This window comes from Guptibacillus sedimenti, assembly GCF_028610665.1.
Lineage (GTDB): Bacteria > Bacillota > Bacilli > Bacillales > Guptibacillaceae > Guptibacillus > Guptibacillus sedimenti.
The window spans coordinates 242,747-258,628 of record NZ_JAQQWV010000003.1 but is presented as its reverse complement, the minus strand read 5'-3'; the positions used below and the strand labels follow the sequence as shown (position 1 = coordinate 258,628).

Genomic DNA, 15,882 nt, shown 5'->3' with positions numbered 1-15,882 from the left:
GGGGAATCATGAAGTATCGACAGTTAGGACAAACCGACTTAAAGGTAAGTGAAGTTAGTTTTGGAACATGGGCCATCGGCGGAGCGTGGGGCAAGACAAATGACGCCCAAGCTCTCGAATCACTTCAATACGCGATCGATGCTGGGGTTAACTTCTTTGATACAGCAGATGTATACGGTGACGGTCATAGTGAAGAACTTTTAGCGAAAGCGACAAAGGGACAAGAAGATAAGATCCATATTGCAACAAAATTTTGCCGTGCAGGAGATATCTATGATCAAGCTACTTACTCTGAAGAAAGTGTGCGTTCTTACTGTGAAGCGAGCTTAAAGCGATTGGAACGAGATCAGATTGATCTTTTTCAAATCCACTGTCCGCCAATTGAAATACTAAAAGATGGAGCTGTATTTCAAGTATTAGATAAGTTAAAAGAAGAAGGAAAAATACGTTATTACGGTGTTAGTGTTGAAACCGTAGAAGAAGGACTGCTATGTCTCGACTACCCAGGTGTAAGCACATTGCAAGTTATTTTTAACCTTTTTAGACAAAAGCCTCTAGAAGAGCTTTTTCCTAAAGCGTATGAACAAGGGGTTGGAATTCTTACTCGAGTTCCGCTTGCAAGCGGGTTATTAACTGGGAAGTTTAAGAAAAACTCGACGTTTGAAAAAGACGACCATCGTCACTTTAATCGAAACGGAGAAGCCTTTAATGTTGGGGAAACCTTTGCAGGGATTGAATTTGAAAAGGGCGTTGAATTAAGTAGTGAAATCGATTGGATTGCTCGAGATCGTGAGAGCATGACAACCGCAGCCTTAAAATGGATCCTTGAACATAAGGAAGTCTCTTGTGTTATTCCTGGCTTTAAAAATAGTGACCAGGTGAAACAGAATCTTAAAGCGGTAGAAGTTCCTGATTTTACGAAAGAAGAGATGGAGAAGCTTAAAGCGTTCTATGAGCAAGAAGTTCATGAACTAATTAGAGGAGCTTATTAAATAAAGGAAAGGAGTTTTAAAGATGGCAAACCCAATTGAAATTGCGAATATTCGGATTGAGCAAGATAAAGATAAAAGCCGACGAGCTTATATCGCTGATTTCAAAGAACCTATACACTATGGAGTACATGGTGGTGTAAAAGATTTTTACAAAGCCACACCGGAGGTAGAACAACCCTCGACCCTCGATCATATTGTTGCAGCAGCTGGCGGCTGACTAACCGGTACATTATCCGGTGCGCTGGAAGCGCGCCACATACCAACTTATCCAAATAAGGTATCAGGAAAGTTTGAAGGAATCATTGAAGCGCCAGATGGCGTTCTTAAAATCACAAAAATTCGCTGTCATTATAAGTTAATTATTCCTTCTGAGAAGCGGGATGCAGCTGAAAGAGCGCTTAATGTGTTTGAACGAGGATGTCCTGTAGCACAAACGTTAAAAGACTCCGTCGCTTTTGAACATGATTGGGAGATTATAGAAGAATAAATGAAAGGCTGATGAATAAAACCATTCATCAGCCTTTCTTATTGGAGATATCGGATTTTCTAGAAAAATTTTCATAAGATCAGACTCACAGATTACTAATGAAATAATCCGTGTATTATTTCAGCTCAACAACCGGTTCAGCTAGATTAATAAACTCTTTCACAGCAAAAGGCAAATATTTATTTCGTTTCCAAATCAATCCGAGTTCTAAGTTTAAATTAGAATGTCTAAGCTTTAACGTTTTAATTCTCTCATTATGGATTGAATTGGCAATTTTACTCGGTAGAAGTGCAATACCCAGTTTCGCTTCTACCATTTCAATCATAAAATCCTTTTGCGAGCTTTGACATACGATGTTAGGATAAAATTCATTCTTCGAGCATTCTTCTAGAATTCGATCATATAAAGTGAAGTCATCTCGATACAAAATAAAGGGCTCATATTCGAGATCAGCAAGGTGGATTTCAGAGTACACTGCTAAAGGATGCTCATCATGAACGATTAACATGAGTGGATCTTTGATAACCTGTACTGCTTCAAAACTACTATTTTTTAAAGGTGTGTTACAGATCAATCCAATATCAAGAGAACCGTCATCAACGCCTTGTTTTATCATTTTGGACCCTACTTCAGTAAGTAGAATTTCTACTGTAGGATAGAGTGCCTTAAACTGGCTGATTATCTTTGAAAAAAAAGCTGCACCGATGATAGGGGGGATCCCGATTTTGATTTCCCCCTTTTTTAATTCTGTTATATCTGAGAGCTCTGCCGTTAGATTTTGAAAAGCACGAAGAACATGCTGGGCATTGACCAAAACAGCCTTACCAGCATCAGTCAATTCTAATTGCTTCGAACGATAGAAAAGGGGGATGCCAAGCTCTGTTTCCAGATTCTTGATGGCTTTACTAATCGATGGTTGTGACACATGAAGTGTCGATGCTGCTTTTGTAAAACTTAGCTGTCTCGCCACTTCTGAAAAATACTCAAGATGACGAATCTCCAAACCTAATCACTCCTACTGCTGCGATATTTTATGCAAAATTCTGAATTATAACCTTAGGGCATACTCAATATGCCAAATATGTATTATATTAATAACTATTTTTATTATAAGATAATACATAACAAAAGGACAGTACCACCGCGAGGTCCTGTTATCTTTACAAGGAGGAAATACAATGGAAAAGTATACGAAGATCGGCTCTTTACAAGTAGCCACTGAACTCTATAACTTTATTAATTCCGATGTTATTCCAGGTACAGACGTTACAAGTGATCAATTCTGGAATGGATTCGGTGAAATTGTGAAAGACCTCTCTCCTAAAAATAAAAGACTACTTTCAATTCGTGAAGAACTTCAACAAAAAATCAACGAATGGCATCAAGCAAATCCTAAGTACAGTTTCGAGGAGTACAAAACGTTTTTAACAAAATTAAATTATATTGAGAAGCAAACGGATGAATTTACGATAACCACTACAAATGTGGACGATGAAATAGCTGTTCAGGCTGGACCACAACTAGTTGTCCCAGTAAACAATGGACGTTACGCAATTAACGCTGCGAACGCAAGATGGGGAAGCCTTTATGACGCATTATATGGAACAGACGCCATTAGCGACGAAAACGGAGCAGACAAAGCCGGAAATTATAATCCAGTTCGTGGACAAAAAGTAATTGCATATGCAAAACGTTTTCTTGATTCAGCAGTCCCATTAAAAGAACGAAGCTATTCCGATATAAAGCGTTTTTCGATAGAGCAAGGGATGCTCAAAGTGCACTTTCCGGACAATAATGAAAGCGTTTTATTAAATGGGGATCAATTCGTCGGGTATCAAGGTAATGAAAATAATCCCGATTCCATTCTATTGAAAAACAATGATATCCACCTTGAAATTCAAATAGATCCCACTAATCCAATTGGTCAGACGGATCCAGCAGGCATAAAAGATGTATATGTAGAATCTGCCATTACAACGATTATGGATTTTGAAGATTCAGTTGCTGCAGTAGATGCCGAGGATAAAGTACTTGTATATCGGAACTTTCTCGGACTAATCAAAGGCGACATTGTTGCATCCTTTACAAAAGGAAAGAAGACGATATCACGAACACTGAATCCTGATCGTGAATATATCTCCCCAGATGGTAAAGAATTCTCACTTCGTGGCCGCTCACTCATGTTTGCCCGTAATGTTGGTCACTTAATGACAACAAATGCCGTACTCGATCAATCAAACAGCGAAATTCCAGAGGGTATCCTGGATACAGTCATTACAGGACTTATCGCAAAGCACGACATTCTCAAGAATGGCAACTATCAAAATTCATCTAAAGGTTCAATTTATATCGTAAAACCTAAAATGCATGGTTCAGAAGAAGTAGCTTTTGCCAATGAATTATTTAATCGAACAGAAGATCTACTTGCATTAAAGCGAAACACAATGAAAATAGGCGTTATGGATGAAGAACGTCGCACAACCCTTAACCTTCAAAACTGTATTCGAGAGGTGAAGGAACGTGTTGTCTTTATTAATACTGGTTTCCTAGATCGTACAGGCGATGAAATTCATACTTCGATGGAAGCAGGTCCTGTTATCCGTAAAAATGAAATGAAGAACGCCACTTGGTTACAAAGCTATGAGAAATCAAATGTGCAACAGGGATTAAAAACAGGCTTTTCCGGTGTAGGACAAATCGGGAAAGGCATGTGGGCGATGCCAGACTTGATGGCAGACATGTTAGCGCAGAAAGGAAGTCAATTACAAGCAGGAGCGAATACAGCTTGGGTACCTTCACCAACTGCAGCTACCCTTCATGCCCTTCACTACCATGAAGCCAATGTTCCTAATATCCAGAGTGAATTAGCAAAGACCACATCAAACTATCAAGATGACATTCTTCAAGTACCAATAGAAGATAAGAACTGGAGTAAAGAAGAAATTCAAGAAGAGCTTGATAATAATGCTCAGGGCATTCTTGGGTACGTGGTTCGCTGGGTCGAGCATGGTGTAGGTTGTTCTAAAGTTCCGGACATTCGAAACATTGAACTTATGGAAGATCGCGCAACCCTCCGTATCTCAAGTCAACATATGGCGAATTGGCTCCATCATGGCATTTGTACAGAAGAACAGGTATTAGAAACAATGAAACGAATGGCCAAAGTTGTAGACGAACAAAATGCAAGTGACCCCGAATATCGTGCCATGGCTGCAAATTATAAAGATTCTGTTGCATTTCAAGCGGCTTGCGACCTAGTTTTTAAAGGATTGGAACAGCCAAGCGGATATACAGAACCTATTTTGCATAAACGTCGACAAGAAGCAAAAGCAAAGTTATATGCCAATAAGTAACTTATCTTGCAAAAGTGGCCTTCGGCTACTTTTGCACTCTTTTACGAAAAAATTAACTGAAAAATACAAAAATTCGTTTCAACTTGTCTGATATGTGACTTCTGAAAGGTGGTTATAATTTTGGAATTTAAGCGTATTTCTTCTCAAAAAATATCTGAGAAAGTTGAAGAACAAATAGTAAAACTAATTAAAGAAGGTAGTTACAAAGAGGGTGATAAGCTCCCCTCTGTGCGAGAGCTTTGTGATTCCCTGGATGTAGGTCGTTCAGCTGTACGTGATGCGCTGACAACGCTAAAGGGGAGAGGATTAGTAGAAACAAGACAGGGTGAGGGAACGTTTGTGACAGGGTTCAATCCCAAGCGTTATTTTCAACATATGTTGATGCCCCATCAGAAGGAATTGGAATCTCTCTTTCAAGTTAGAGAAATTTTAGAAACGAGCATTGTCAAGCTGGCTGCAGTAAATCGAAAAGAACAGGATCTGATAGCCATGAGAAAAACGCTCAACCACATGAGTGAATGTCAATATGATGACAGCGGCTATCATGATTGTCAATTTCATATGGCAATCGCTAAGGCTTCAGGAAATAGCATTTTACAAGAATTACTTGAATCGATCTCATCCACAATGGCTAAATCAATGGCAGATTTCCATAGTTTAATTGCTTCACAACCTGAACTGATTCATGACATCCATCATCAGCACGAATTAATAATGGATATGATCGTTTGTGAAGATGTTTCAGGTGCAAACGAAGCCATGTTACTTCACCTATCCTATGTTAAAAAGCATATGAGAAAAGGATTTTCGATTCGCTCTGAATTTATTGAAACAATTTGAAGGGAGGGAAGGATTTGGACGAACTGCTGATTGAAGGGCCATTGACCGAATTGGCAAACCGATTTGGCAATATTACGCCTCATATACTATATCCAGAGACGGAAGACGAAGTTGCAATGATTTTACAAGAAGCAAATAAAAACGGTAAGAAGCTCGCTATTGTAAGTGGTGGAACTAAACTGGGATACGGAGGGATAAAGCCTAATTACGACTTTACTCTTTCTCTAAAGAAATTAACCGGTATTGTTGAACATACAGCAGGAGATATGACAGTAACAGTAAAACCTGGTACTACCATGCAGAATCTTCAACAATTTTTGAAGCAACACAATCAGATGGTCCCATTAGACCCAGCTCACTCATCAGCTTCCACTATTGGTGGGGTCGTTAGTGCTAATGAAAGTGGACCTAAACGCTTGAAATACGGGGCTGCACGTGATCACGTAATTGGCATGCGTATTGTTTATCCTGATGGCAAAATGATTCGTACAGGCGGAAAAGTTGTGAAAAACGTGGCTGGCTACGATATGAACAAATTGTTTATTGGCGCGATGGGAACTCTCGGAGTCATTACAGAAATCACATTAAAGTTACGTCCACTTCCAAAACATTCAAGTATCGTCACGTTAAGTGTGCAAGAGGATGCACTTAATGATTTAAAATCATTCATTATACAAATTCAGGACTCTACGATTGAACCTGTTTCTCTTGAACTTATTAACCCTACGCTATCCAAGAGTTTATTTCATAAAGATGAGTATCACTTAATAATCGCACTTGAAGATGTTAAAAAAGCAGTCCTTTTTCAAGAAGATTGGATTGATGAAAACAAACCAACAGAAGCCATGATGAACGTTTTAGAACAGCCTGAAGACTTCTGGACAATATTTAATGAGCTAACACCAAACAGTCAAAACGATTTTCATGATACGACTTCTGGTGTTATGAAAGTCGGAACAACCAATATGGGAGTATTCCCACTACTTCAGGAATGCAATCGATTGAATCTTGAAGGTAACGTGCAGATTCTTGCACACTCAGGAGTTGGACATGGTCTCAGTACAATTATCGTCTCAGGGCAGCCTCAAAATGTCGTTCAATCGATTAACAACATCCAGGCATTTTCTGAGGAACATGGTGGGTACGGAATAGTAAAACATCTTCCTTTCGAACTTCGGGAACAGTTGGAAGTCTGGGGACAACAAAAAGGTTCTTTCTCTTTAATGAGAGGAATAAAACAGAAGATTGATCCCAAAAACACGCTGAACGAACAGCGTTTTATAGGAGGGATATAGTATGAGTTTAAAAGAAAAAGAACTAATGAAGAACGCACCCCCTTGTTCATCTAACAGTTTAAGTAATTACCTGTGGGAGGACCATCCTGATGAGGAAAAGTGGGCAGACTGTGTACATTGTGGTATGTGTCTTGAATCATGTCCAACATATTTAGAGACAGGGCAGGAACAACATTCACCACGAGGACGCGTTCATCTTATTAAATCTGTCGCTGAAGGAAAGCTTGAAGTAAATGAACAATTTATGGATCCCGTATTTCAGTGCCTGGATTGTCGTGCCTGTACAACTGCATGCCCTGCAGATGTTGATGTCGGTGGGTTGATTGAAGAAGCACGTGGTCAGGTAAGACAGGCAATGCCTTTAAAAGGAGTAAAGCGAGCCGTCAGTAGCTTCTTCTTAAAAGGTATATTCCCTCATCAAAGTCGTCTCCAAGCAGCTAGCGGGTTATTAAAATTCTATCAAAAGAGCGGGATTCAAAAAGCGGTTCGATCGACTGGAGTCCTTCGTATTATGCCTGATCATCTTGTAGAAATGGAAGCAGTTATGCCGGAGATTCATCAATCAACGCATCAAAAGTATAAAAATGTTGATATTATCCCTGCGAAAGGAAATTCGAAAGCACAAGTTGCAATGTTGAAGGGATGTATCATGGACGTGATGTTTAGTGATATTAACCAATCAACCATCAACGTACTTACGCATAACGGAAATGATGTTGTTCTTCCTAAAAATCAGACGTGTTGCGGTGCTTTGCACATCCACGCAGGTGACCGAGAAACCGGAAAGAAACTTGCCAAACAAAACATTGAAGCATTTCAAGATGCAGAAAAAGTCGTGGTTAACGCAGCAGGATGTGGATGTGCATTGAAGGAGTACCCGGAGCTTTTCCGACATGATCCAGAATGGAAAGCAAAAGCAGAAGTTTTTTCTGAGAAGGTGGAGGATATTTCAAAATATCTCTATGATACAGGATATGAGAAACCGCAAAGTGCAATCAACAAACGGATTACCTATCACGATGCTTGTCACCTTGCACATGGTCAGGGCGTTCGTCATGAACCAAGGCAGCTATTAAAAGATATTCCGGGTGTTGATTATGTTGAACAACCAAATGCAGATACCTGTTGCGGCAGTGCCGGAATCTATAATATTACAAATCCCGAAATGGCTTCCGCTGTTCTAGAACGTAAAATGGAGAATGTACCCAGCGACGTTGAGATGATTTCTATGGGGAATCCGGGATGTATGCTTCAAATGGCAATGGGGGTTCAGAAATACGGCCGTGGCGGAAAAGTAGTACACACCGTTCAGTTACTTGATTGGGCCTATCAAGAAGATGAAAGGAAAGGAGTGAAAGATGGTGTTATTGTCGAGAAGAAAGAAAGCAACAATAGACCCTGACATTCTTGCTCTCTCGAAAATTGTAGGAACCAAATCCATTCTACATCATAAAGAAGATCTATTATCCTACGATTGTGATGGATTTACAATTCATAAAGCGATGCCTAAAGCTGTGATTTTCCCTAAAAACACAGAGGAAGTATCAGCTGCTGTCAAATATTGTGCTAGTCATAACATCCCTTTTCTCGCTCGCGGTGCTGGAACGGGATTAAGTGGAGGAGCGATTCCACTAAATAATGAAGTTATCATCAGCCTTGTGAAAATGAAGAATCTTTTAAGTGTCGATTATGAAAACAGAAAGGCAGTGGTTCAGCCTGGATTTGTGAACTTAAAACTAACAAACTCCATTTCTCATAAAGGGTATTACTATGCACCAGATCCTTCTAGTCAATACGTTTGTACAATTGGAGGAAATGTAGCTGAAAATGCTGGTGGGGCGCACTGTCTGAAATACGGAGTGACTACGAATCATATTCTCGGTCTTGAGGTTGTGCTTCCAGATGGAGAAGTGATTGAAATCAGTCCTAACGGTGTCCTTGATACTCCCGGATACGATATTCTTGGAATCCTAACAGGGTCAGAAGGCACGTTAGGGATTGTCACAAAAATCACCGTCCGAATTCTTAAAAACCCGGAATCAAAGAAAACTGTTCTGGCTTATTTTGATCGAGTGGAAGATGGAAGCCATGCTGTTTCTGACATTATTTCAGCAGGTATTATACCTGCTGCGCTCGAAATGATGGACCAAACCGCGATCGAAGGGGTAGAAGCAGGGGCATTTCCCGTTGGACACCCCCCTGATATTGAAGCTCTCTTATTAATAGAAGTAGATGGGATCGCTGAAGGGATTGCTGAACAAATTGAACAAATCTTGTCTGTTTGTGAGAACCATCATGTACGTGACGTCAAAGTAGCACGTGATGAAGAGGAGCGCGGCCGCTGGTGGGCAAATCGAAAGACAGGATTTGGAGCGATGGGAGCCATTTCACCAGATTACCTTGTTCAAGACGGTGTTATTCCAAGAAGTAAACTTCCTGAAGTCCTTAAAGAAATAAGGAATATAAGCAAGGCGTACAGCCTTCGAATAGCTAATATTTTCCATGCAGGTGATGGCAATTTGCATCCGCTTATCCTGTTTGATTCTAGAATTGAAGGAGAAACAGAGAAAGCATTACAGGCGGGTACTGCATGCCTGAAAGCCTGTGCAGATGCAGGAGGATCCATTACAGGTGAGCATGGGGTTGGAATAGAGAAAAAAGAAGAAATGCGATTTATTTTTAGTGATGAAGAACTTGAAGCTCAAACCTCCATCAGAGACGTATTTAATCCCCATAACTTATTGAACCAAGGAAAGCTTTTCCCAACTCCAAGCAGATGTATGGATATTAAAAAGGTGGTCAATGAAACTTCACTTACAAAATCAACATAAAGGAGCTATTAATATGAAATTTGGTAGATTTAATTACAAGGATAAGATTCAATTTGGTGTAATCGAAAAGGATAATGTCACGGTAATTGAAGGAAATCCACTTACGAATTGGTCCTATACAAGTGAGAAAATCTCATTAGATGACATTGAGCTACTTGCTCCAATTGCACCAAAGAACATTATAGGAATCGGGGCGAACTACGTCGAAAATAAACAATCACTCCCTAATCGAATCCCTGAAATGCCAGTGTTTTTCTTCAAGCCAGCAACCTCGGTGATTGGACCTAGTGAACCGGTTATCATTCCAGATCAACTGCACGAAATAAAATTCGAGTCTGAACTTGCGGTAATAATTGGGAAAGAAACTAAGAATATCGACAAAGAAAACGCACTTGACTACGTTTTTGGCTACACTGTCGGAAACGATGTAACAGCACCTCAGTTTTTCCATGAAAATGGTCACTGGACGCTTGGAAAATCTTTCGACACATTTACGCCGCTTGGACCCATCATTGAAACAGAATTAGACCCTTATGACATTCACGTAACAGCGAAGGTAAACGGGGAAGTGAAACAAAACAGTCCAACAGAGTGGATGATTGTTCCGATAAAAGAAATGATTGCTTATCTTTCAACGGTTATGACATTACATCCTGGTGACGTGATCCTTACAGGAAGTCCTACAGGAGCGCATTTTGTAAAAGACGAAGATACCGTTGAATGTTTTATCGAAAAAATCGGTTCTCTAACGAATACGTTCAAGCATGCCGATTCACGTGTTCACGTCTCCCAGAAATAATCCTGGGAGTTCCCCTGAGCGTGCTAATACTAGCTTAAGATTTTACTGTCTTCAAACAGGTTACATACAACTATACGAGAATAGACAGCATCGATGAAAGAAACGAGAATAGGTTTCATTACCAACAAATATAACTATTGGAGGATGAGCAATGAGTACAGGATTATTAGCAATTCTTTCGTTACTCCCGATTGCTGCAGTAGGAATTTTCCTTGTAGGGTTACGATGGCCAGCAAGTAAAGCGATGCCAGTATCATACATCGTCGCGGTTGTACTAGCTCTATTCGTATGGAAAGTTCCGGGCGCTACTGTTGCCGCAGCATCGGTAAATGGGTTAGTTGTTGCCGCTACGTTGTTATATATCATCTTCGGAGCCATTCTACTCTTGAATACACTACAAGAAAGTGGTGGAATAAAAACGATTCGAGAGGGCTTTATTGGTATTTCACCTGACCGTCGCATTCAAGTCATCATCATCGCATGGTTATTTGGCTCATTTATTGAAGGATCTGCTGGTTTTGGCACCCCGGCAGCAGTCGCTGTGCCGCTTCTTGTCGGTCTCGGATTTCCTGCTATGGCTGCCGTTATTGCAGGTATGGTAATCCAAAGCACACCTGTTTCTTTTGGTGCAGTTGGAACGCCAATTCTTGTCGGTGTTCAATCTGGTCTTACTGCTGATGCTAGCATCACGAACGATTTCCTTGCTCTTGTAACAATGGTTGGAGGGCGGGTCGCCATTCTTCATGCTATTGTAGGTACACTTATCCCTTTATTTGTTGTAGCACTTATGACTCGTTTCTTTGGTAAAAACAAATCATTTCGGGAAGGGATTAAAGTCTGGAAATTTGCTTTGTTTGCTGCTTTCGCTATGACGATTCCATACGTTATAGTCGCAAATGTCTTAGGTCCAGAATTCCCATCAATGATAGGGGGGCTAGTTGGACTTGCTATTGTAGTTACAGCTGCAAAAAAAGGATTTCTCATGCCACCTGCAAATGAACAATGGGATTTTGATGATAAAGAAAACTGGGATCCTTCCTGGTCAGGAAGCATTGAAATTAAAGATATTGCTCATAAAAGTGGACATATGTCGATGGTCCGCGCGTGGACACCATACGTTCTAGTTGGTTTACTTCTTGTAGCAACTAGATTGAAAGCGCTACCATTAATCGATTGGTTTCAAGCCTGGACGGTTTCAATACCTAATATTTTCGGTACTCAGATTTCGTCGAGCTTTCAGCCGCTTTACTTACCAGGCACGATTTTTATACTTGTCTCACTAATCACTTTTGTCATTCATCAAATGAATACGACTGCTTATGTTCGAGCATGGAAACACTCTGGTAAAACGATGATCGCTGCTTCAACTGCACTCGTCTTTACTGTTCCTATGGTTCAAGTATTCTTAAATTCCGGTGGTGGAGGGGCAGGATTTGATAAAATGCCGCTAGAACTCGCTAACGGTGTTGCAGCTCTAACAGGAGATTTTTGGCCTCTTTTTGCTTCATTCATCGGCGGTATTGGCGCATTTATTGCCGGTAGCAATACAGTCAGTAACATGATGTTTTCCTTATTCCAATATGATGTAGGAGCTCAAATTGGTGTAGATGCAACGTGGATTGTCGCTCTACAAGCTGTAGGAGGCGCAGCCGGGAACATGATCTGCGTTCATAACGTAGTTGCTGCTTCTGCAGTTGTAGGACTAGTAGGTAAGGAAGGGGACGTTATTCGAAAAACGCTTATCCCATTTGTTTATTATGCAACGATGGCTGGTGCACTCGGTTATTCAATTGTGTGGACTTCTGAAAAGGGAATATTTAATATCGGAACGATACTCACCACACTCATTGGAGTTGCAGCGATTTATATCATTGCAACGAATCGCTCTAAAAGTACCGCTATTGCCGTTGATAATAACCCTTATAAATCCATTAAATAATCAGAAGCACCTGCCACTTTACATGGCAGGTGCTTCTGTCTACTATGAAGCTTTTGATTCAATCAATGATTCTTTTTCAGGTTTTCTTATAGATGAAGCATGAAAAACGAGATTTAACAGAATAGCCATTACACTTCCAGCGACGATCCCATTGTCAGTAAGAATTTGAATGCTAGCTGGCAGCTGTTCGAACACGGAAGGAGCAGCTGTAACACCAAGACCAATGCCAATTGAACAGGCTATGATAAATAAGTTTTCTTGTGAGTTAAAATCAACTCGCGTTAGCATTTTTATGCCATATGCCATCACCATTCCAAACATGACAAGCATTGCTGCTCCAAGAACCGGTGCAGGTATAATCGTTGTAACGGCTCCAATTTTTGGAACAAGACCAAGAACAACTAACATACCACCAACGAGGTAAATGACCTGTTTTTTCTTAATGCCTGAGAGCTGGATCAAACCCACATTTTGGGAGTATGTAGTATAAGGGAAAGCATTAAACAATGCCCCTAGAACAATTGCAACACCTTCAGCACGGTATCCCTTTTTCACATCTTCCTCTGAAATCTCCTGTTCACAAATGTCACTTAGAGCAAAGTAAACACCTGTAGATTCTACGAGGCTTACGAGAACAACAAGAATCATTGTTAATATAGCTGTAAGTTCGAAGGTTGGCACACCAAAATGAAGAGGTTCAATAAGGTGAAACCAGGAAGCATCTTTAACAGGAGCTAGATCAACCAAACCCATGAAACTGGCTACAATCGTACCTACTACAAGACCGATTAATATGGCGATAGATCTAACAAATCCATTTGATAGCCTTGTTAACACAATAATGAAGAGTAGCGTCCCTAGTGCAAGCGATATATTTTGCAAAGAACCATAGTCTCCAGCGCCTTCTCCACCTGCCATATTTCCCATCGCAACAGGAATAAGAGTTATTCCAATAACGGTAACGACTGATCCGGTTACAACTGGGGGGAAGAATGCGATTAATTTACTAAACACAGGGGAAATCAGGATAACAAATATTCCCGCTGCTAAAATAGCTCCATAGATAGCTGTTATCCCGTATTGTCCACCAATTGCAATCATTGGTCCGACTGCAGTAAACGTACAACCAAGAACCACCGGTAAGCCAATACCAAAGAAACGGTTCTTCCAAACTTGTAAAATAGTAGCTATTCCACACATAAAGATATCAATTGAAACAAGATAAGTTAGGTCACTTCCACTTAGCCCAAGTGCACCTCCAACAATTAGAGGAACAACAACAGCACCCGCATACATGGCAAGAACATGTTGAATACTTAGAGAAGTGTATTTAAATAGATTCATACATAATCTCCTCTTCAGTAAACGTTACCTTGCCAGCTTCTAATTCGGATATCATGGCTAGTGACTCAACTCGATAACCCTTTTCTCGTAATCGTTTTCCGCCATCCTGAAATGCTTTTTCAATTAGAATTCCAATCCCTGCTGTAGTTGCTCCAGCTTTAGCAACAACTTCCAATAATCCTTCAGCAGCTTGTCCATTCGCTAAAAAATCGTCAATAAGGAGAACATGATCCTGCTCAGATAGAAATTTACTAGAAATAGAGATTGTGTTGGACTCTTGTTTTGTATAAGAATAGACATCCGCAGTTAATAAATCTTCGTTAAGAGTAAGCGACTTTTTCTTTCGAGCAAAAATCAAAGGGACATTTAGTGTTAAGGCAGTGAATACTGCGGGGGCTATCCCTGAAGATTCCAATGTTACAACTTTTGTCACCCCTAAATTAGCAAATCGATTTGCAAACACTTCTCCAATTTCTTTCATTAATTGAGGGTCTACCTGATGATTCAGAAAAGTATCCACCTTTAAAACGCTATCAGATAGTGCAATACCCTCCTGTTTAATTTTCTTTTTTAAATTTTCCATGTTGAATCCTCCTTTAATACAAAAACCCGAAGAACATCTTACCCACTAAAGAGTGAGCAAAATATCCTTCGGGCCTGTAGAAAGATGCATTTCTGGCACAGAAGTTTGCTCACTCATAGTCGGATCATTTACGGTGAACCGGTAGAAACTTGCAAGCCATATTCTTGCGGTTATATGAGTGATGATGTTCATAAGGTTATGAATGGTATTATAAACCAACACCAAAATCGTTGTAAAGAAAAACTTAACAATACTAGATTAATAACACATTTATGTTCGTGTTTTGTGCAATTAATTTCAGTTAACTGCTAATTATTACTATTCCATCCATTAGAAGGCCGGATTCATTGAATCCGGCCCTTGTTAGGTTTAATTTAACCCTTCGTTATGTCAGAAAGAAGTTTGTAAGACTTCTTCCTTTTCTCGTGATCATAGATTGATGAAATAACCATCATTTCATCCGCTTGAGTTTCATCAAGGAACTCCTGCATTTTCTTTTCAACGGTTTCCGGTCCACCTACAATGGAAGTGGCGAGCTGTTGATGAAGAGCTGCTAATTCATATTCACTAGCATTCAATTTCTCAACTGGCGGCTGCATTGGTGCTTCGTGATTGCGAATTAAGTTAAGGAACTGCTGCTGAAGCGTTGTAGCTAGGAAGTTAGCCTCTTCATCAGTATCTGCCACAATTATATTCACGCCTACCATTGCGTAAGGCTCTTCCAATACTTTTGAAGGCTTAAAATGACTTCGATAAGTTTCTAAAGCACTAATTGTATTTTTTGGTGAGAAATGACTAGCGAATGAATAAGGGAGACCTAGTTCTCCAGCAAGCTGAGCACTATATAAACTTGATCCAAGAAGCCAAATTGGAATATTTAATCCTTCACCAGGAACGGCTCGAACTGGAGAAGTACCCTGACTTAATGTAGGATCGAAGTAAGATCGTAGTTCGCCGAGTAGATCTGGGAAGTCTTGCCCCATTGATCCTTGTCCTCGTCTTAAAGCGAATGCAGTTCGCTGGTCAGTACCAGGGGCACGACCGAGACCTAGATCAATTCGGCCTGGGAAGAGGGATTCTAGTGTTCCAAATTGTTCCGCAATAACAAGTGGTGAATGATTCGGAAGCATAACGCCTCCTGAACCGACGCGAAGAGTGGACGTTCCTGCAGCCACATGTCCAATGACGACTGACGTAGCTGAACTTGCGATAAAGGGCATATTGTGATGTTCTGCAAGCCAAAAACGATTGTAGCCTAATTTTTCTACGTGCTGAGCTAAATCTCGTGATCTGTGAAGAGCATCCGAAATCGCACCAATTTCTTTAACAGGCGCTAAATCTAGGACAGAATATGAAATATCTTTTAATTGTTTTTTCGTTTGGTTAGACATACGTTCATCTTCTTTCTTTTTAATAGAT

13 protein-coding genes, 1 pseudogene and 1 riboswitch are annotated in these 15,882 nt (G+C 40.3%); of the genes and pseudogenes, 10 read left to right on the top strand and 4 right to left on the bottom strand.

What is annotated here, in order from left to right:
• The first annotated feature begins 8 nt into the window (after positions 1 to 8).
• The 3 genes and pseudogenes from PQ578_RS15755 to PQ578_RS22525 form a co-directional block, all read left to right on the top strand.
• Complete coding sequence (locus PQ578_RS15755) at positions 9 to 992, top strand: aldo/keto reductase (protein WP_273835359.1); 984 nt, start codon at positions 9 to 11, stop codon at positions 990 to 992.
• Between the two features lie 22 nt (positions 993 to 1,014).
• Positions 1,015 to 1,209 (top strand): hypothetical protein, encoded by a 195-nt coding sequence (locus tag PQ578_RS15750; RefSeq protein WP_098443728.1) that lies wholly within the window; start codon positions 1,015 to 1,017, stop codon positions 1,207 to 1,209.
• Between the two features lie 21 nt (positions 1,210 to 1,230).
• Positions 1,231 to 1,479, top strand: a pseudogene (locus PQ578_RS22525) (OsmC family protein); the annotation flags it as partial.
• 115 nt (positions 1,480 to 1,594) lie between these two features.
• Here the strand turns inward: PQ578_RS22525 and PQ578_RS15745 are convergent.
• A complete protein-coding gene (locus PQ578_RS15745; RefSeq protein WP_273835357.1) occupies positions 1,595 to 2,482 on the bottom strand; it encodes a LysR family transcriptional regulator in 888 nt (295 codons plus the stop codon).
• A gap of 175 nt (positions 2,483 to 2,657) precedes the next feature.
• Between PQ578_RS15745 and PQ578_RS15740 the strand changes: the two genes are divergently transcribed.
• The 7 genes from PQ578_RS15740 to PQ578_RS15710 all read left to right on the top strand — a co-directional run bounded on the left by PQ578_RS15740 (position 2,658) and on the right by PQ578_RS15710 (position 12,536).
• The gene (locus PQ578_RS15740; RefSeq protein ID WP_273835355.1) at positions 2,658 to 4,832 is read left to right on the top strand and encodes a malate synthase G; all 2,175 of its coding nucleotides are present in this window, start codon (positions 2,658 to 2,660) and stop codon (positions 4,830 to 4,832) included.
• A 120-nt stretch (positions 4,833 to 4,952) separates the two neighbouring features.
• A complete protein-coding gene (locus PQ578_RS15735) occupies positions 4,953 to 5,672 on the top strand; it encodes a FadR/GntR family transcriptional regulator (RefSeq protein ID WP_273835353.1) in 720 nt (239 codons plus the stop codon).
• A gap of 14 nt (positions 5,673 to 5,686) precedes the next feature.
• The gene (locus PQ578_RS15730) at positions 5,687 to 6,967 is read left to right on the top strand and encodes an FAD-binding oxidoreductase (RefSeq protein WP_273835352.1); all 1,281 of its coding nucleotides are present in this window, start codon (positions 5,687 to 5,689) and stop codon (positions 6,965 to 6,967) included.
• Between the two features lies 1 nt (position 6,968).
• Positions 6,969 to 8,369, top strand: coding sequence for a (Fe-S)-binding protein (locus PQ578_RS15725; protein ID WP_273835350.1), 1,401 nt, complete (start codon positions 6,969 to 6,971; stop codon positions 8,367 to 8,369).
• Positions 8,326 to 9,798 (top strand): FAD-binding oxidoreductase, encoded by a 1,473-nt coding sequence (locus PQ578_RS15720; RefSeq protein WP_420541564.1) that lies wholly within the window; start codon positions 8,326 to 8,328, stop codon positions 9,796 to 9,798. The genes PQ578_RS15725 and PQ578_RS15720 overlap by 44 nt, the downstream gene beginning before the upstream one ends.
• 13 nt (positions 9,799 to 9,811) lie before the next feature.
• Positions 9,812 to 10,597, top strand: coding sequence for a fumarylacetoacetate hydrolase family protein (locus PQ578_RS15715; protein ID WP_273835347.1), 786 nt, complete (start codon positions 9,812 to 9,814; stop codon positions 10,595 to 10,597).
• 151 nt (positions 10,598 to 10,748) lie between these two features.
• Entirely contained in the window at positions 10,749 to 12,536 is a 1,788-nt protein-coding gene (locus tag PQ578_RS15710; protein ID WP_273835346.1) for an L-lactate permease, read from the top strand.
• Between the two features lie 42 nt (positions 12,537 to 12,578).
• Here PQ578_RS15710 and PQ578_RS15705 read toward each other — a convergent pair whose 3' ends face one another.
• From PQ578_RS15705 to PQ578_RS15695, 3 genes are all read right to left on the bottom strand, one after another.
• Positions 12,579 to 13,880, bottom strand: coding sequence for a nucleobase:cation symporter-2 family protein (locus PQ578_RS15705; protein ID WP_273835345.1), 1,302 nt, complete (start codon positions 13,878 to 13,880; stop codon positions 12,579 to 12,581).
• Complete coding sequence (locus tag PQ578_RS15700; RefSeq protein ID WP_273835344.1) at positions 13,867 to 14,463, bottom strand: xanthine phosphoribosyltransferase; 597 nt, start codon at positions 14,461 to 14,463, stop codon at positions 13,867 to 13,869. The genes PQ578_RS15705 and PQ578_RS15700 overlap by 14 nt, the downstream gene beginning before the upstream one ends.
• A gap of 96 nt (positions 14,464 to 14,559) precedes the next feature.
• A riboswitch (purine riboswitch) is annotated at positions 14,560 to 14,661 on the bottom strand.
• Positions 14,662 to 14,837: 176 nt separating this feature from the next.
• The gene (locus tag PQ578_RS15695; RefSeq protein ID WP_273835342.1) at positions 14,838 to 15,854 is read right to left on the bottom strand and encodes an LLM class flavin-dependent oxidoreductase; all 1,017 of its coding nucleotides are present in this window, start codon (positions 15,852 to 15,854) and stop codon (positions 14,838 to 14,840) included.
• Positions 15,855 to 15,882 lie beyond the last annotated feature (28 nt).